Raw genomic sequence first — 18,162 nt, 5'->3', positions numbered from 1 at the left:
CGGCGGACTGTCGATGCGGTCGCTGCCCACAGTCGAGTGGAGACTATCACGAACGTTTTCGGCGACCAGAGCTAAGTTCGACCCCCCGCATACGTCCGCTATGCTTTCGGTTGGTTCACCGGCACCCGACTTCTCGCTCCCCGGCGTCGAGAACGGCCGGTTCGACGACTTCTCCCTGTCGGACGCACTCAGGGAGGACGTCGTCGTACTGGCGTTCTATCCCGCGGACTTCAGCCCGACCTGCACCAAAGAGCTGTGCACGATGCAGGACATCGACCTGCTGAACCTCGATACGGACCTGACGCTGTTCGGTATCTCCGGCGATTCGGCGTTCAGCCACCGCAGGTTCGCCGGGGAGAACGGTATCACCTATCCGCTGCTGTCGGACTCCATCGGCGAGGTCGCCGAGGAGTACGGCGTCTGCATGCCCGACTGGCGCGGTCACCGGAACGTTCCGCAGCGGTCGGTCTTCGTCGTCGACGACCGCCAGCGCGTCCGCTACGCCTGGACGACCGAGGACCAGACCGTCGTCCCCGACATCGGCGAGATCCGCGCCGCGGTCGACGACGTGCGCGACGACCGGACCGCGATCCAGCGCTACGCCCGGGGGTTCGACCACTACCGCGGCGGCCACGGCCGATTCGAGACGGCGTGGTCGCTGTACGAGACGGAGGCGTGGGAGGGTGCAGCGGATGGCTTCGACGAGGCGGTCGCGTACTTCGACGCGGCGGCGGAGAGTTTCCGGTCCGCGAAACGGTTCGCGGAGTCCGGCGAGGTGGAGTCGGCAGCGGAGCTGGCGCGGGACCGGAGCGACGACTTCCGCCGGGCCGCGAGGTGGTACGCGACCTCGGCCGGGCACCTCTCTGCGGACGAGACCGGCCTCGGGTCGGAGTACCGCGCCGACGCCGAGCGGGCGCACGAGTCGGCCAGCACGGGCGAGGCGTTGCGCGAGCCGAGCAGCCTGTTCCCGGCGACGTCGTTCTGAGTTCCGGCCGTCGTGTCGGCCTCGCCACGCGGCCGACCCGACCGTTCTTTTCCGTCGACCTCGAAGGGAGCCCATGGACCTCGCCGAGCCAGTCGCGACGTACTACCGGGCCATCGACGATGGAGACTACGAGGCGCTCAGTGACGTCCTCGCGTCGGAGTTCGTCCAGTACCGGCCGGACAGGACCTTCGAGGGGCGCGAGTCGTTCGTCCAGTTCATGCGCGAGGACCGACCGAACCCAGACACCTCGCACGAACTCGACGCGACGTTCTGCGGGGACGATGGGCCGGCGGTCAGAGGTCGGGTCGTCGACGGCGACGAGGAGCTGGTCCGGTTCGTGGACGTGTTCGTGCTCGAAGACGGGCAGGTACAGGAGCTGGAAACGTACACGCGGTAGGGGTACAGGAGCTGGAAACGTACACGCGGTAGGGGCAGCAAGGATTCTCGTCAGTTCTCGTCGTCTCTGAGTAACGTCTCTCGACGTCGTTCGTACTCCTCGTCGGTCAGCTCGCCGGCTGCGTACCGTTCACGCAGCGTCTGGAGGGCCGGGTCCCGCGAGCCAGCGGCGACCCCGGTCTCGTCCCCGTCGTTCTTGTCGGTGAGGACTTTGTAGCCGATGACCGAGGCGATCAAAACGAGCAGTGCCGGCACCCCGAACACGACGAGGATGACGAGGAGTTCCAGCGCACCAATCTGCAAGACGGGGGCCCACATTGTCGGTTCGATATTCGGCGGCTACCGGGATAAATCTCGGTATCCTGGGCGGAGCGAGTTCGCTTACTCGCCCTTGCCGAGTGCGCTCTCGCCGACCTTCTCGTGACCCTCGATGACCTCCTGGCCACCCATGTACGGGCGGAGCGCTTCGGGGACGGTGACGGTGCCGTCCTCGTTCTGGTAGTACTCCAGGATGGCGACCATCACGCGGCCGACGGCGGTCCCGGAGGCGTTGAGCGTGTGCAGGTACTCGGCGCTCTCGTGGTGCTCCGGCCGGTAGCGGATGCCGGCGCGACGGGCCTGGAAGTCCTCGAAGTTCGAGGCGCTGGAGACCTCCAGCCAGCGGCCGCCCATGCCCTCGGGGGCGTCGTCGCTGTCGGTTCCGGGTGCCCAGACCTCGAGGTCGTACGTCTTCGCGGAGGCGAAGGTCAGGTCGCCGGTGCAGAGGGAGAGGACGCGGTACGGGAGACCGAGGCGTTCGAGTACCTCGCTGGCTTCCTCGACGAGTCCTTCGAGCCGGTCGTAGCTCTCCTCGGGTTCGACGAAGTTGACCAGTTCGACCTTGTTGAACTGGTGGACGCGGACGATTCCTCTCGTTTCGGTCCCGTGCTCACCGGCCTCGCGGCGGAAGTTCGGCGTGTACGCCTGGTGCTTGAGCGGGAGGTCCTCGCGCAGGAGGATATCGTCGCGGTACATGTTCGTCACGGGGACCTCGGCGGTCGGGCAGAGCCAGAGGTCGTCGTCCTCGTAGTCGTCGAACTCGCCGCCGCCGATGCGGTAGGCGTCCTCGTTGAACTTCGGCAGCTGGCCGGTGCCGCGCATCGAGACGGACTTGACGGGGACCGGCGGGAAGACGTCGACGTAGTCCTGCTCGCGGTGGACGTCCAGCATGAACTGGATGAGCGCGTGTTCGAGCCGCGCGCCGTCGCCCTTGAGGAAGTAGAAACCGGCACCGGTCGTCTTCGCGCCTCGTGCCTCGTCGATGATGTCGAGGTCCTCGCCGAGGTCGTAGTGCGGCGTCACCTCGTCGGGGAGGTCGCGCAGGTCGTCGAACCCCCAGCGGTGCTCCTCGACGTTGTCGCTCTCGTCCTCGCCGACGGGGACCGACTCGTGGGGAATCTGCGGCAGCTCGAGCAGTCGTTCGTCGAGTTCGGCGTCGAGTTCGTCGGCACGCTCTTCGACGGCTTCTAGCTCCTCCTTCAGCGCAGAGGACTTGTCGATGGCCTCCTGTGCTTCCTCCTCTTTGCCCTCCTGTTTGAGCTGACCGATGGTTCGGCTGACCTCGTTGCGCTCGTGACGGAGGTCGTCGCCCGTCGCTTTCAGCTCGCGCCACTCCTCGTCCATCTCCAGGATGGCGTCGAGGTCGACGTCGTACCCTCGCTGATCGAGACTTGCTCGAACGGCCTCGGGGTTCTCTCGGATGAACCGGCGATGTAGCATTTGCCGAATCGTTCACGAGGACCCCGGAAAACCGTATCGGAACCGTGGTCTCGTGTGCCAGCCGTGACGGGCGGTCTGCTGGTGTTCCGGATGCGTCTATCCTCGCTCTCTCCCGTGCGACACCCATCTTTAGTACCCGCCCCGCAGAGGTCCAGACGATGCGACGACGGGCCTTCCTGACGACGGTCGCTGCTGGTACACTCACGGGCTGCCTTGGCGGTGGCGAGACGTCGAGCGACGCTATCGCAGGAACCTGGCCGCAGCGACGCGTCGACGCCCGGAACTCGGCGCACCTCGCGGGGGGAGCTGGCCCTCGAACCGAACCGGCGGAACGGTGGCGGACTGCGTTCGACTCGACGCCGCAGGCCGAGCCGGTCGTCAGAGATGGCCGGACGTACCTGCCCTTGGCAGACGAGACGGTGGCGCTCGATACCGCGACCGGCGAGGTCTCGTGGTCGGCCGACTCGGAGGCGGCGACCGACGCCACCCTCGCTGCCAGCGGCCAGCGTATCCTCTGCCCAGGCGCGGACGGGGTCCTCCGCTCGCGCTCACCAGTCGACGGCGCGGAGCAGTGGGCGTTCGACGCGGGGTCATCCCTGGTGACGGCCGTGACGACGACGGGCCCCGTCGCGACCGTCGGCAGCGAGGACGGTCGACTCCACACGGTCGACGCGAGTGGACGACGGCGTTGGGCGGTGGAGCTCGGCGGCCGGCCGGTCACGACACCCGCGGTTCACGGGGGGCTGTCCTACGTCGGCACCGACGCGGGAGAGCTGGTCTCGCTCGCGGCGGGTTCCGGCGAGGTCGAGTGGCGGGCCGACGTGGGTGGCGACCCGGACGACCCCGTGGTCGCGGGGGACCTCGTGTTGACGACCGTCGCCGACGAGTTGTTCGCACTCGACGCCGAGACCGGCCAGGAGATCCGCCGACTCCCGGCGGGAAGCGAGGTGTTCGGTTCGCCGGCGGTCGTCGACGGTGCCCGCCTGTTCGCCGGTCGCGACGGGTCGCTCCGGTCGCTCGCGCCAGGTGGTGAACCGAACTGGGCGGCCGACGTCGCCGCCACGTCGATTCCGGTCGTCGCAGGCGGTACGGTCTACGTCGGAACCGGCTCGGGTGTAGCCGCCGTCGCGCTGACCGGTGGGGAGGTCCGCTGGGAAGCCGACCTCGGCAGTGCCGTCTCACTCCCGGTCGTCGCGCTGGACCGGAGGGTGCTCGCGGTGACCGACCAGGGTGCGGCAGTCGTGCTGGAGGCGTGAGCCGTCGCCGAGCGTCCCGTCGTCTCCGAGAAATGACGGCTTCCGTGCTCTGTGTCAACCTTTTTCTCCGGTCGGTGCGCGCTTCGAGACATGGAACCCGGTGACCTGGCGGCAGTCACGACTGGCGAGTGTACTGACCTCTACTACGTCGACACGGGGATGTACGACACGGCGGGATACGGGTCTGTCTACATCCTCGACGCGGACGAGGTGGCCATCGTGGACACGGGAATCGGGACACACTACGAACGTATCCTCGACGCGCTCGACGAACTCGACATCGCACGGGAGGACGTCGCGTACCTCGTGGTCACGCACGTCCACCTCGACCACGCGGGCGGGGCTGGCTACCTCGCCGAGGCGTGTCCGAACGCGACGGTCGCGGTCCACGAGCGTGGTGCCCGCCACCTCGCCGACCCGTCCCGTCTCTGGGAGGGGACGAAGGCGGCCGTCGGCGACCAGATAGAGTGGTACGTCGAACCGAAACCGGTCGACGAAGACCGTATCGAGGAGCTGCAGGACGGCGACGTGCTCAAACTCGGAGACCACGCGCTCCACGCCACCGAGGCGCCGGGGCACGCGCCGCATCAGCTGGTCTTCTACGACCCCTCGAACGACGCCGTGTTCACTGCCGACGCGGCGGGCATCTACGTGCCGAGCATCGACGACGTGCGGGAGACGACGCCCCCGCCGCAGTTCGACCTCGAACAGGCACTCTCGGACGTCGAGACCATCAAGGAGATTGACCCCTCGACGCTGCTCTACGCGCACTTCGGTCCCGTCTCGGCCGACGACCTGCTCGACGCCTACCCGGAGCGGCTGGAGTCGTGGGTCGGCACGGTCGAAGCGGTGCGGGCGGAGCTGGAGGACGACGAGGCCGTCGTCGACCACTTCGCGGACGACCCAGAGATGGCAGATATCTGGGGGATGGAGAAAGCCTCCGGCGAGACCGCGATGAACGTCCGCGGTGTCTTGCGATACCTGGACGGGCGGCCCTGAACTCGGGCCGTCGGCCGACCGCAGGCGGCGTACTCGGAGCGGCCCGGAACGGGACGGGTGAGACAGAAAACCCAAAAATAGTTCATTGGTTTTTATCTGCATGCTCCACCATGTGACATGATATGAACTGGCGCGATGCAGAACGGGACTACACGGACGAGGTCATCGCCCAGACGACCCTCGCCCGGATGTTCGAGTCGGCGGCCGAACGACACGCCGACCGGCCGGCACAGCTGTACAAGGGCGGCGTCTACGACCGCAGTCTGACGGAGTCGGTCCTGCCGACGGTACCCGACGGCGAGTTCCGGGCGATCAGCTACGCGGACATGCAGTCCGTCGTCCGGAACCTCGCGGCCGGCTTTCGCGACCTCGGCGTCGAACACGACACCCGCGTCGGCATCTTCGCCAACACGCGGATGGAGTGGGCGCAGACCGACTTCGCGCTGCTCGCCGCCGGTGCGACCGTTACGACCGTGTACTCGAGTTCCTCGCCCAGCCAGGTCCAGTACCTGCTGGACGACCCGGCGGCGACGGGCGTCGTCGTCGAGGGGAGCGACGAACTGGAACGCGTGCTCGCGGTCGAGGACCAGCTGGACCTCGACTTCGTCGTCTCGATGAACAGCCTCGACGGCTACGACGACCGAGACGACGTGATGACGCTGGCGGCGGTCCACGACCGCGGGGCCGACGTCTTCGACGAGGAGGCGTACCAGGGCTGGATAGACGCCCAGTCGATGGACGACCTCGCGAGCCTCATCTACACCTCGGGGACGACCGGCCAGCCGAAAGGGGTCAAGCTGACCCACCGGAACTTCCGGTCGAACGTCAACCAGATACGCCGCCGGTACGGCCCTCGACCAGACAAGGGCGACCTTCCGGCCATCGACGACCAGACACGGACCGTCTCGTTCCTCCCGCTGGCGCACGTGTTCGAGCGCCTCGCGGGCCACTTCCTCATGTTCGCGTCCGGGGCAGCCGTCGCCTACGCGGAGAGTCCGGATACGCTCAAAGACGACTTCTCGGCCGTCCGGCCGAACGCTGCCACGAGCGTCCCTCGCGTATACGAGAAGATCTACGACGCCATCCGGGAGCAGGCCGAGTCCTCGACGGTCAGTTCCCGTATCTTCGAGTGGGCGACCGGCGTCGGCGAGGAGTTCCACACGACGGAAGACCCTGGTGTCGCGCTCCGAACGAAGGCGGCCGTCGCCGACAAGCTGGTCTTCTCGAAGGTTCGGGACGCGCTCGGCGGGAACGTCGAGTTCCTCATCAGCGGCGGCGGCTCGCTGTCCGCCGAGCTCTGCGCCCTCTACCACGGAATGGGGCTGCCCATCCTGGAGGGGTACGGCCTGACCGAGACATCGCCCGTCGTCTCCGTCAACCCGCCGGAGGACCCGAAGATCGGGACCATCGGACCGGTCCTGCCCGACGTCGAGGTCCGGGTCGACGAATCGGCCGTCGAACAGGCCCCGTTCGCGGACGACCCCGGGACGGTCGGAGAACTGCTCGTCTCGGGTCCGAACGTGACCGACGGCTACTGGAACGCCCCCGAGGAGACGGCGCAGGCGTTCACCGACGACGGCTTCTTCCGGACCGGCGACGTCGTCCACCAGCGACCCGACGGCTACCTCGAGTTCCGCGAACGCTCGAAACAGCTCATCGTGCTCTCGACGGGCAAGAACGTCGCACCCGCGCCCATCGAGGACGCGTTCGCCGCGTCGCCCGTCGTCGAACAGTGCATGGTCATCGGGGACGGCCGCAAGTTCGTCTCCGCCGTCATCGTCCCGAACGTCGAGCGCATCCGGTCGCTGGCCGAGGACGAGGGAGTCGACCTCCCGGCCGACGGCGAGGCAGTCTGCGAGCACGGGTTCACGCGGGCCCGTATCGACGAGGAGGTCCAGCGAATCAACGAGGAGTTCGAGAAGCACGAGCAGATAAAGCGCTTCGCGCTGCTCTGTGAGGAGTTCACCGAGGAGAACGACATGCTGACGCCGACGATGAAGAAGAAGCGCCGCAACATCCTCGACCGGTACGCAGAGAAGGTCGAGGAGATGTACGCGGACCAGTAGCTGGTCGGCTGGTTGGCCGGTTGGCAGGCTGGCTGGTCGGCTAACTTCTCTCTTCTCCGGTTCGCGCGACGAGCCGATTCCATCGCGGGCTCCGTCGTCGCCCGTTCTCCTGTCAACGCCCGGCTACAAGTTTTATCCACTGGTGCTATGTGGGGTAGTACCATGGACTGGCGAGAAGCCGAGGGGAGGTTCGACGGCGAGACGATACAGCTGGAGTCACTTCCACGGAGTTTCGAGCGGAGCGTGACGCGGTACAGCGACGACCCGGCACAGAAGTACAAAGGAGGAATCTACGACCGGTCGCTCGTCACGCACGGGGCCGTCGATGCCGCACCCGACGGGGAGTTCGAGACGCTCTCATACGCCGAACTCGGCGAGGTCGTCAGGTACCTCACGGCCGGGTTCCGGGCGCTCGGGGTCACGTCCGGCCAGCGCGTCGGCATCTTCGCCGACACGCGGATGGAGTGGGCGCAGTCCGACCTGGCGTTGCTCGCGGCGGGCGGGGTCGTGACCACGGTGTACAAGTCTTCGTCGGCGGCGCAGGTCCAGTACCTTCTCGGGGATTCGGGCGCGACCGGGGCCGTCGTCGAGAACGAGGAGCTCCTCGAGCGCGTCGACGGCGTCCTCGATTCGCTGGACCTCCGGTTCGTCGTCGTGATGGACGACATCGGCCCGGAATACGAAGACCGCGAGGGTATCTACACGCTCGGCGAGGTGTACGAGCGCGGGAGACAGGAGTTCGACGAGGCGACCTACCAGGGCTGGCTCGACGAGATCGACGTCGACGACCTGGCGAGTCTGGTCTACACGTCGGGGACGACGGGCCAGCCCAAGGGCGTCCGGCTGACCCACCGGAACTTCCGGGCGAACCTGAACCAGACGCTCCGTCGGTACGGCCCGCGTCCCGACCGGCCCGATAGCGTCGCGTCGACGGGTGGGGCCCAGACCATCTCGTTCCTCCCGCTCGCACACGTTCTGGAGCGACACGCCGGCCACTTCCACATGTACATCGTCGGGGCGTGCGTCGGGTTCGCCGAGAGTCCGGACACGCTCAAGGAGGACTTCCAGAAGCTCCGCCCGGAGGTTACCCTCGGCGTCCCGCGGGTGTACGAGAAGCTGTACGATGCCATCCGCGAGCAGGCACAGGAGTCCGCCGTCAAGGCGCGCATCTTCGAGTGGGCGACCGAGGTCGCCCGCGAACGGAACCGGACCACCACGCCGGGCGTCCTCCTGCGGGCGAAGCTGTCCGTCGCCGACCGCCTGGTCTTCTCCAGCATCCGGTCGGCCCTCGGCGGCAACGTCCGGGCGATGCTCTCGGGTGGTGGCTCCCTCTCTCCCGACCTCGCTGCGCTGTACAACGGGATGGGCCTGCCCGTCTGGGAGGCGTACGGGCTCACCGAGACGTCGCCGGCGGTGACCGGCAACCCGCCGGAGGAGCCGAAGGTGGGGACCATCGGCCCCGTCGTCGAGGGGACCGAGGTGAAGATAGACCGTTCGGTCGTGCCCGAGGGCGAGTTCACCGACACGCTCGGCCAGACCGGTGAGCTGCTCGTGAAGGGGCCGCAGGTGACCGACGGCTACTGGAACAAGTCCGCAGAGACCGCTGCCTCGTTCACCGAGGACGGCTACCTGCGGACGGGCGATATCGTCACGAAGCGACCGGACGGCTACTTCGTCTTCCACGAGCGCTCGAAACAGCTCATCGTGCTCTCGACGGGCAAGAACGTCGCCCCGGCGCCCCTCGAGGACGCGTTCGTCGAAACCGACACCATCCAGCAGGTGCTGGTGCTCGGTGACGGCGAGAAGTTCGTCTCCGCGCTGGTCGTGCCGAACGTCGACCGTATCCGGATGCTCGCCGAGCAGGCGGGCGTGTCCGTTCCGGACGACGACGAGGCCCTCTGCGAGCACGAGTTCGCGGTAGACCTCGTCGACGGTGCCATCGAGCGGGTCAACCAGTACTTCGAGCACCACGAGCGCATCAAGACGTTCCGGCTGGTTCCGACGGAGTGGACCGAGGAGAACGACCTGTTGACGCCGACGCTGAAGAAGAAGCGGACGAAGATCAGAGCGCGATACGGGGCCCTCGTCGACGAGATGTACGGGACGGCGACCGAGGAACGTGTCGACGCCGTAACGGAGTAGCCGCGACGGGACGGTGGCGGCGTCCCCGGCGCCTTCCCTCCTTCCTCGCAGCCTTCCCCCCTTTCCTCGCAACCTTCACTCCATCTGCCACGAGCCGTTTTGCCATAAACTATTATTACACCCCGCGCATGCGTAATCCCAGACATGGGATTTACTGCACCTGAAGCGGATTTCTCCGACGAGGTGACCGTCGAGAACAGCCTCGCCGAGCTGTTCGAATCGACGGCGGAGCGGCACACCGGTCGGCCCGCCCAGCGCTACAAGGGCGGCGTCTACGACCGGTCCCTCGTACACACGGGGGCGCTCGACCCGGCACCCGACGGCGAGTTCGCGAGCCTCACCTACGGCGAGATGCGAGACGTGGTCCGGAACCTCGCAGCCGGTTTCCGAGCGCTCGGTGTCGACCACGGCCAGCGCATCGGGCTGTTCGCCGACACGCGGATGGAGTGGGCACAGACCGACTTCGCCCTGCTGGCGACCGGTGCCGCCGTCACGACCGTCTACGAATCCTCGTCGCCCGCACAGGTGCGCTATCTGCTCGACGACCCCGGTGCGACGGGTGTCGTCGTCGAGAACGAGGCCCTCCTCGAACGCGTTCTCGAGGTGGTCGACGACCTCGACCTCCGCTTCATCATCTCGATCGACCAACTGTCGGCCGAACACGCCGACAAGGACGGCGTGTACACCCTCGGCGAGGTGTACGAGCAGGGCAAGCAACGCTTCGACCTCGACCAGTACGAGTCGTGGCTCGAGACGACGGCGATGGACGACCTGGCGAGTCTGGTCTACACGTCGGGGACGACCGGTCAACCCAAGGGCGTCCAGCTGACCCACCGGAACTTCCGGTCGAACCTCACCCAGACCTACCGGCGGTACGGCCCCAGACCGGACAAGGGTGCAGGGCTCCCGACCGTCGACGAGTCGACCCAGACCGTCTCGTACCTCCCGCTGGCGCACGTGTTCGAGCGTCTCGCGGGCCACTACCTGATGTTCGGAGTGGGTGCCTGCGTCGCCTACGCCGAGAGCGTCGACACGCTCAAGGAGGACTTCCAGCTCGTCCGACCAAACACCGCGACGAGCGTCCCGCGGGTGTACGAGAAGATGTACGACGCCATCCGCGAGCAGGCGTCCGAATCGTCGTTCAAAGAGCGGGTGTTCGAGTGGGCGACCGACGTGAGCCGGTCGTACTACGAGTCCGACCGGCCGGGGCCGGTGCTCAAGGCCCGGTACTGGCTGGCCGACCGACTCGTCTTCAGCGACGTCCGTGGTGCGCTCGGCGGCAACGTCGACTTCCTCATCAGCGGGGGCGGAACGCTCTCCCCCGAACTCTGTACCCTCTACCACGGGATGGGACTGCCCATCTACGAGGGCTACGGTCTGACGGAGGCGTCGCCGGTCGTGACGACGAACCCGCCCGAGGAGCCGAAGATAGGGACCATCGGACCGGTCCTGTCCGGCATCGAGACGCGCATCGACACGTCGGTCGTCCCGGAGGGCAAGTTCACGGACGCCCTCGGAGCCACGGGCGAACTGCTGGTCAAGGGACCGAACGTGACCGACGGCTACTGGAACAAACCCGAGGAGACCGCGGCCTCGTTCACCGACGACGGGTTCTTCCGGACCGGCGATATCGTGCAGGAACGTCCAGACGGCTACCTGGTGTTCCGTGAGAGAGCCAAACAGCTCGTCGTGCTCTCGACGGGCAAGAACGTCGCACCTGCCCCGCTCGAGGACGCCTTCGCCGCGAGTCGCCCCATCGAGCAGGCGTTCGTCATGGGGGACGGGGAGAAGTTCATCTCGGCGCTCGTCGTTCCCAACGTCGACGCGATTCGCGAGGACGCGCCGGCCGACGTGTCGCTTCCAAGCGACCCCGCCGAACTCTGTCGTCACTCCTACGTCCGGGGCGTCATCCAGGCGGAGATCGACCGCGTGAACGAACACTTCGAGAAGCACGAGCAGATAAAGCGGTTCGAGCTCGTCCCCGAGGAGTTCACCGAGGAGAACGACCTCATGACGCCGACGATGAAGAAGAAACGCCGCAACATCCTCGACCGCTACGCGGACGTGGTCGACGAAATCTACGCCGAGCAGTCCGAACGGGACGTGGTAGAAGTCTCGGAGTGACGCTCGATTCCGGGTCACCGAACCCGGCGACCGGCCGTCCGGTTCACTGCAACAACCGGATAACCAGACGGCAAACGGGTCGTTTATGTCAACAGGGTCCATCCTCCCCGTCACATGGAGGGAGCACGCGGTCTCGGGGTGTTGACGCTCGCGAGCAGTGCCGGAGACGGCCACGGTGGCAGTCTCCTCGCGCTCGTCGCCCTCATCATTGGCCTGGGCATCGTCTCACAGATACTCGGTGACCGGTATCGCGTTCCAAGCGTGCTCTTCCTCATCATCTCGGGCATCCTCGTCGGTCCCGACGGCATCGGGAGCTGGCTGCCCATGATCGACCCGTTCGTCACGCGAGAGACGTTCGGCCCGGCGCTTTCGACCATCGTCGGCTTCGCCGTCGCGATAATCGTCTTCGAGGGTGCGTTCCATCTGAAGATAGAGAAACTCCGCGAGGCGCCGACGGCGACGATCAAGCTCGTCACCATCGGCGCGATGATCTCCCTCATCGGGACCGCCATCGCGGTTCGCTTCCTGCTCGGGGCGAGCTGGGGCATCTCCGCGCTCATCGGCTCGCTGCTGGTGGCGACGGGCCCGACGGTCATCACGCCGATTCTCGAGGTGGTCGCGGTTCGCGACCGGGTCGAGGCGGTACTGGAGACCGAGGGTATCGTCAACGACGTGACCGCCGCCATCATGGCGGTCGTCATCTTCGAGGCCATCCTCGCACCGGAGGCGTCGACGGTGCAGGACTACGCCAGACTGTTCGCCGAGCGGCTCGGGACCGGGCTGCTCATCGGCATGGCCGTCGCCGGCGTCGTCTGGTACGTCATCCGGTACGTCGACCTCTCGCCGGACAACGCTCCGCAGAACGCTCGCTTGCTGACGCTGGCGGGCGCGGTCATCGCGTTCGCGCTGGCGAACGAGATCTACTCCGAGGCGGGCGTCGCGGCCACCGCGACGGCCGGCATCCTGCTCGGGAACGCGGACCTACCGTACGAAGAGCAGATTGAAGAGTTCAAGGGTGACGTCACCCTCGTCGTCCTCTCGTTCGTGTTCATCGCGCTCGCGGCGCTGTTGCGGTTCGAGGACTTACAACGGCTCGGCTTCGCCGGTCTCGCCGTCGTCGTCGTGGTCGCGCTCGTGCTGCGCCCACTGACCGTGTTCTTCAGCACGCGCGGCGACCGGTTCACCCGGAACGAGCGGCTGTTCGTCAGCCTCGTCGGACCGCGCGGTATCATCCCGGCGTCGGTCGCGACCCTGTTCGCCATCGAACTCGGGAACGCGGGCGTGGACGGGGCGCAGACGCTCGTCGGGACCGTCTTCCTCGTCATCCTCGTAACGGTCGTGCTCGAAGCCGGGCTCGCCCGACAGATCGCTGAATTCCTGGACGTGATTCCAATGCGTGTACTCGTCATCGGAGGTGGGAAGGTCGGCAGACAGCTCGCCGCCCGCCTCGAAGACCGTGGAGAGAACGTCGTCATCGTCGAAAAGAACCCCCAGATCGTCGAGATCGCCCGTGAATCCGGATTCGCAGCCCGGATGGGCGACGGTACCGATACCGACGTCTTGCGGGCCGCGGGCGCGGACAACGCCAAGATACTGGTGGCCGCGACCGGCGACGACGACGCGAACCTCCTCGTGGCACAGCTCGCCAACAGCAAGTTCGACATCGACACCATCATCGCCCGGGCGAACAACCCGGACAACGTCGAGGCGTTCGAAGACCTCGGCGTCCGGACCATCTCCTCGGCGATGGCGACGGCCTGGGCCATCGACAACGAGATAGAACGGCCCGCGCTCGCCAACTGGATGACCCACATCGGCGAGAGCGGGGACGTCCAGGAGATAGAGGTGACGTCGCGTGAACTCGTCGGTCGGACGGTGCGAGAAATCGGCCCTGAACTGCCGGAGGGCTGTCTCATCGCGCTCGTCAGCCGGAACGGTGACACGCAGGTCCCCAGCGCCGACTTCACGGTGCAGGATGGCGACCGCATCACCATCATCGGCCGGCACGAGGGCGTGCGCGAGGCGATGGCGTACTGTCACCCGGACGAGTAGCTGACTCGTCCTGTTCTCTCAGCCCCAGATTCTCGACGACAGCACCGCAATCACGGTGAACGTCAGGTACAGCAGGACCGCGAACAGGAGGAAGTCGCCCAGTGCGTCGACCGTCAGGGGAAACGGACCGAGGTCGCCCGGGTTCTCTACGACTGCGTGGGTCGCGCCAGCGAGCGCGGAGATGAAGGCACGCCAGCCGTCGAGCAGGTCGATGGCGTCGCTGTCGGCCGAGACCGTTTCGTCGGCGGGAGGCTGGTCGGCGGAGTTCATCACGGTGTCGGACAGTCGTCGGTCGGACGGGTAGCCGTTACGGCGTCGCCCGCGAAATCCAGTCGGCGAACCGTGACTGTCCGGCATCCCGATTCCTTCAACAACGTTTATCGGGAATTGCCCGCAATCTCGAGGTATGAATCACACGAAGGGTCCGCTGCTGACGCTCGACGTCGGAGCGCGCGAGGCGCGCGAGACCGACATCGACGACGTGCTCGAATCGTTCATCGGCGGGCGGGGTGTCGGGGTCAAGCTGGCACACGACCGCATCCCGTTCGACGCCGACCCGCTCGGGCCGGACAACTCGCTGTTCTTCGCGACGGGGCCGATGCAGCACTCGCAGATGTCGTTCACCGGTCGGATGAACTGCACCGGCATCTCGCCGCTCACCGGGGGCCTGCTCTCATCGAACGCGGGCGGCTTCCTCTCACGGAACTTCACCGGGACAGGGTACAGCGCCGTCGAGGTCACGGGCCAGAGCGACGAGTTGCTCGCCATCCACGTCTCCGACGAGGGGGTCGAGTTCGAGGAGGTCGCAGACCTCGAAGGCGCGACGACCTCCGAAGTCTCGGCGTACATGGAGGAGCACCACGACATGGACGAGGACCAGGTCGCCTGCATCGGACCGGCAGGTGAGAACCAGGTCCGGTTCGCCTCCATCATGACGACCGAGACGCGGGCGTTCGGCCGCGGCGGCCTCGGTGCCGTCCTCGGCGCGAAGGGCGTCAAAGCGCTCACCTTCGAGGGCGACTCGGCCCACGAGGTCACCATCGACCCCATCCAGTCTGACGTCCACCGCGAGGCGGCGACGTCCGACCACATCATGAAGCGGCAGGGGACGACCAGCGTCACGGAGTACGCGAACAAGGTCGGCGCGCTGCCGACGCGTTACTTCTCCGAACTGGAGTTCGAGGGTGCCTCGAGCATCGGCGGCAGCGCCGTCGAGGAGAAGAAGTACAAGAAGGGGACCTGCTCGTCCTGCGCGTTCGCCTGCAAGCTTCCGACGAAGGACGAGGAGTCGGGCCTCGAGACGGAGGGGCCGGAGTACGAGACCGTCATGGCGTTCGGCTCGAACGCGGGCGTCGACGACGTCGTCGCCGTCATGAAGTCGAACGAACTCTGCGACGAACTCGGCATGGACACCATCTCGGCCGGCGACGTGGTCTCGGCCTACCTCGCAAGCGAGGACGCCTTCGGCGACGTCGACCTGATCCACGAGACGGTCGAGAAGATCGCCCACCGCGAGGGAATCGGCGACGACCTCGCCGAAGGCATCGCCCGCTGTCACGACCAGCTCGGCGTCGAGAACTGGTCGGTCAAGGGCCTCGAGTTCCCCGCACACGACGGCCGGACCCTCAACGGACAGGGCCTCGGCTTCGCCACGTCGAACCGCGGCGCCGACCACATGTACGCCGAGTTCTACGCGCTGGAGTACCCGCTCGTCGGCAAGGACCAGGCCGTCCCGAAGCAGGGCCTCGAGGGCAAGGCGCCGAAGGTCGCGGCGAAGGAGAACCACAACGCTGTGCTCGACTCCGGCGTCGTCTGCAAGTTCTCCCGTGATTTCGTCGACGACGAGACGCTCGGGAAGCTGCTCGATGCCGACTACGACGACCTGCTCGCGGTCGGCGGTCGCATCGTCGAACTCGAGCGCCACTTCAACAACCAGCGTGGCTTCGACCGCGGCGACGACACGCTCCCGTACGACCTGCAGGGCTTCGACACGGCGCTCTCCGAGTACTACGAGTTCCGCGGCTGGAACGACGACGGGACGGTGCCGGACGCGAACGTCTCGAGCGGCGCGGCGCCGGCGGACGACTGAGCGGTTCGTTCCCCTCCTACCCCTGACTACACCCTCACCGTCTCGAACTGCCGGCCGGCGTACCAGTAGCTCACACTCCCGACGGCGACGAGGAGGACGACGTCCCCCGCGACGGCGGCCAGCCCGACCGGGTCGGGGAGCGCGACCAGTCCACCCAGTCCGGGCGCCGCGACGAGCGCCATCGTCAGCATGTACGCGAGGACGGCCGCACGGGTCGGCCCGGACGTGGAGCCGTCCGCGAGGGCGTCGAGGGACGGGAGCAGGAAGCCGAGCCCGGTCGAGACGGCGGCACCGGACGCCGCGACGACCAGTCCCCACGCGGTCGCACAGACGACGAATAGGGCGGCTATCGTCGGGAGACTGCTAGCGGCGGCGACCGCGAGAAGGAGGCCGGGAACGGCACCGAGCACGCCGGCGAGGACGTAGCCGCGGACGACCTGTCCACCCGCGACGGGCGTGGTCAGCAGCGCCGGCAGTGCGTTCCCCTCCAGCGCGAGCGGGTTGAGCGTCAGCGTCATGCCGCCGCTCCACGCCGCGAGGAAGACGACGAACGCGGGGCCGACGGCGGAATCGACGGTGCCCCGCATGGCCACGCTGGCGAGGATGAGCGGCGGAATCGCCAGCTGGACGAGCGCGCGCGGATTGCGGAGCATGCGGAGCCACGCTCGACGAGCCACGGCGCGGGTCGGCCGCCGGGTGACGGGGGCGACGACCGCGAGGGCGACCGCGGTGGCCCGCGACCCGAAGGTGGTCGACCCGCGGACGCGCCCGTCGTCACCGAACCAGACCCGGTCGGCGGCGTGCTCGGCCAGCAGCGACCCGACCGCGAGCACGACTGGGGTGCCGCCGAGGGCGGCCGTGGCGCGTCTCTCGTCCCCACCGGCGCCCTCGATGCCGAGCAGGAACGGGTCGGCGTACCATCCCGGTGGCAGGTCGGTGAGCAGGCGTCGGGCGAGGTCGGGGTTCACCACGGCGACGACGACGCCCAGAATGGGGACGACCACGACGATGCGGGGGTACCGTCGCACGAACGGGAGCCGCGCCACGAGTGGCCCCCACCCGATGCCGAGCGCGGTGCCGACGACGACCGCCGTCGCGATGGCGGCCAGCCCGGCGACCAGTCCGAGGAGGATGGCGAGCGGGGCACCGGCGGTCGCGCCCGTGACGACGACGGCCAGCAGCACGATGGCGACGAACGGTGCGTAGTCGACGAGCTGGGTCACCAGGACGGCCCGGACGGTACGTCGGAGGCCGATAGCCGGCAGCACGGCAGCCGCAGCCCGGACGTCGTCCAGCGACCGGGGTGCCGAGATGGCCGCCGTCACGGCGACGAACAGCCACACACCGGCAGCGACCGACCGGGCCGCAGCTGGGCCCGATCCGTCGCCGAGCGGGCCACCGCCGACCAACGGATAGATTGCGAAGGTGAGGAGGGCCGCCCGGAGGAGCACGCTCTTCGGGTGGTCGCGAACCCGGCGGAGTGTACAGCGGAGCTCGGTCGCGGCGACGGTGAGCGATTTCATCCGTCGAGGTCGGTCGTGACTTCGAGGAAGACCTCCTCCAGGCTCCGGCCAGCGGCGCTCTGGTCGTCGTCGCTGGCGGTCTCGGCTCGCCGTTTCAGCGCTTCGGGTGTGCCCTCCGCCACGAGGTCGCCGTCGTGGAGGACGCCGATCCTGTCGGCGAGTTCGTCGACGACCGGGAGGATGTGCGTCGAGAGGAAGACGGTCATCTCCCGTTCGGCGAGGTCCGCGATGGTGTCGCGCATGGTCCGGGCGGCCCGGGGGTCGAGACCGGACGTCGGCTCGTCGAGGAACACGACGTCGGGTTCGTGGAGGACCGCCTGGATGACGCCTGTCTTCTGGCGCATCCCCTTCGAGTAGGCGTCGATGCGCCGGTCGGCGTCCTCGTGCAGGTCGAACCGACGGAGGAGCGAGTCGATGCGTTCGTCGGCCACCGCGTCGGGGACGTCGCGCAGGCCCGCGATGTAGGCGAGCTGTTCGCGCCCCGTCAGCTCGTCGTACAGCGGCGGTTCCTCCGGGAGGTAGCCGATGTGGGGGGTGACTGCGTCCCGCTGCGTGATCGGCTCACCGGCGACGCGAGCCTCTCCGCTCGTGGGACGGGTCAGGGTCGTCAGCATCCGCATGGTGGTCGTCTTCCCCGCGCCGTTCGGGCCGAGGAAACCGTACACCTCGCCAGGGTCGATCTGGAGGTCGAGCGAGCGGACCGCCGTCGTCTCGTCGTACTGCTTCGAGAGGGCGGTCGTCTCGATGGCGGGGCTGGTCATGGCAGAGCGTT

Annotated in this window: 14 protein-coding genes; 9 read left to right on the top strand and 5 right to left on the bottom strand. The window is 67.6% G+C overall.

What is annotated here, in order from left to right:
• Positions 1-100 precede the first annotated feature (100 nt).
• Complete coding sequence (locus ACSC1Y_RS07050; protein WP_435334028.1) at positions 101-985, top strand: redoxin domain-containing protein; 885 nt, start codon at positions 101-103, stop codon at positions 983-985.
• 73 nt (positions 986-1,058) lie between these two features.
• Positions 1,059-1,382, top strand: a complete 324-nt coding sequence (locus ACSC1Y_RS07045; RefSeq protein ID WP_435334027.1) for a nuclear transport factor 2 family protein — start codon at positions 1,059-1,061, stop codon at positions 1,380-1,382.
• A gap of 50 nt (positions 1,383-1,432) precedes the next feature.
• Here ACSC1Y_RS07045 and ACSC1Y_RS07040 read toward each other — a convergent pair whose 3' ends face one another.
• Together ACSC1Y_RS07040 and serS are read right to left on the bottom strand one after the other, a co-directional pair.
• The gene (locus ACSC1Y_RS07040; RefSeq protein ID WP_435334026.1) at positions 1,433-1,699 is read right to left on the bottom strand and encodes an SHOCT domain-containing protein; all 267 of its coding nucleotides are present in this window, start codon (positions 1,697-1,699) and stop codon (positions 1,433-1,435) included.
• A gap of 63 nt (positions 1,700-1,762) precedes the next feature.
• Positions 1,763-3,139, bottom strand: a complete 1,377-nt coding sequence (serS, locus tag ACSC1Y_RS07035; protein ID WP_435334025.1) for a serine--tRNA ligase — start codon at positions 3,137-3,139, stop codon at positions 1,763-1,765.
• A gap of 158 nt (positions 3,140-3,297) precedes the next feature.
• On the opposite strand from serS, the gene ACSC1Y_RS07030 reads away from it, so the two are divergent.
• From ACSC1Y_RS07030 to ACSC1Y_RS07005, 6 genes are all read left to right on the top strand, one after another.
• Positions 3,298-4,395, top strand: a complete 1,098-nt coding sequence (locus tag ACSC1Y_RS07030) for an outer membrane protein assembly factor BamB family protein (RefSeq protein ID WP_435334024.1) — start codon at positions 3,298-3,300, stop codon at positions 4,393-4,395.
• 90 nt (positions 4,396-4,485) lie between these two features.
• Positions 4,486-5,394, top strand: a complete 909-nt coding sequence (locus ACSC1Y_RS07025; RefSeq protein ID WP_435334022.1) for an MBL fold metallo-hydrolase — start codon at positions 4,486-4,488, stop codon at positions 5,392-5,394.
• A 122-nt stretch (positions 5,395-5,516) separates the two neighbouring features.
• Positions 5,517-7,460: an AMP-dependent synthetase/ligase gene (locus tag ACSC1Y_RS07020; protein WP_435334021.1), complete on the top strand. Its 1,944-nt coding sequence runs from the start codon at positions 5,517-5,519 to the stop codon at positions 7,458-7,460.
• Between the two features lie 162 nt (positions 7,461-7,622).
• Positions 7,623-9,602: an AMP-dependent synthetase/ligase gene (locus tag ACSC1Y_RS07015; protein ID WP_435334020.1), complete on the top strand. Its 1,980-nt coding sequence runs from the start codon at positions 7,623-7,625 to the stop codon at positions 9,600-9,602.
• A 144-nt stretch (positions 9,603-9,746) separates the two neighbouring features.
• Complete coding sequence (locus ACSC1Y_RS07010) at positions 9,747-11,726, top strand: AMP-dependent synthetase/ligase (protein WP_435334019.1); 1,980 nt, start codon at positions 9,747-9,749, stop codon at positions 11,724-11,726.
• 114 nt (positions 11,727-11,840) lie between these two features.
• Positions 11,841-13,778 (top strand): cation:proton antiporter domain-containing protein, encoded by a 1,938-nt coding sequence (locus ACSC1Y_RS07005; RefSeq protein WP_435334018.1) that lies wholly within the window; start codon positions 11,841-11,843, stop codon positions 13,776-13,778.
• An 18-nt stretch (positions 13,779-13,796) separates the two neighbouring features.
• Here the strand turns inward: ACSC1Y_RS07005 and ACSC1Y_RS07000 are convergent, their stop codons facing one another.
• Complete coding sequence (locus tag ACSC1Y_RS07000) at positions 13,797-14,048, bottom strand: hypothetical protein (RefSeq protein WP_435334017.1); 252 nt, start codon at positions 14,046-14,048, stop codon at positions 13,797-13,799.
• A 136-nt stretch (positions 14,049-14,184) separates the two neighbouring features.
• On the opposite strand from ACSC1Y_RS07000, the gene ACSC1Y_RS06995 reads away from it, so the two are divergent.
• Positions 14,185-15,867, top strand: coding sequence for an aldehyde ferredoxin oxidoreductase family protein (locus tag ACSC1Y_RS06995; protein ID WP_435334016.1), 1,683 nt, complete (start codon positions 14,185-14,187; stop codon positions 15,865-15,867).
• Between the two features lie 26 nt (positions 15,868-15,893).
• On the opposite strand, the gene ACSC1Y_RS06990 is transcribed toward ACSC1Y_RS06995, so the two are convergent.
• Together ACSC1Y_RS06990 and ACSC1Y_RS06985 are read right to left on the bottom strand one after the other, a co-directional pair.
• Positions 15,894-17,390 (bottom strand): hypothetical protein, encoded by a 1,497-nt coding sequence (locus ACSC1Y_RS06990; protein WP_435334015.1) that lies wholly within the window; start codon positions 17,388-17,390, stop codon positions 15,894-15,896.
• Positions 17,387-18,151, bottom strand: coding sequence for an ABC transporter ATP-binding protein (locus ACSC1Y_RS06985; RefSeq protein ID WP_435334014.1), 765 nt, complete (start codon positions 18,149-18,151; stop codon positions 17,387-17,389). Before ACSC1Y_RS06985 ends, ACSC1Y_RS06990 begins: the two co-directional genes overlap by 4 nt.
• Between the last annotated feature and the right edge of the window lie 11 nt (positions 18,152-18,162).

The organism is Haloarchaeobius lipolyticus (assembly GCF_051208015.1).
Taxonomy (GTDB): domain Archaea; phylum Halobacteriota; class Halobacteria; order Halobacteriales; family Natrialbaceae; genus Haloarchaeobius.
The sequence above is the reverse complement of the archived record's forward strand: the minus strand, read 5'-3'. Positions and strand labels throughout refer to the sequence as shown.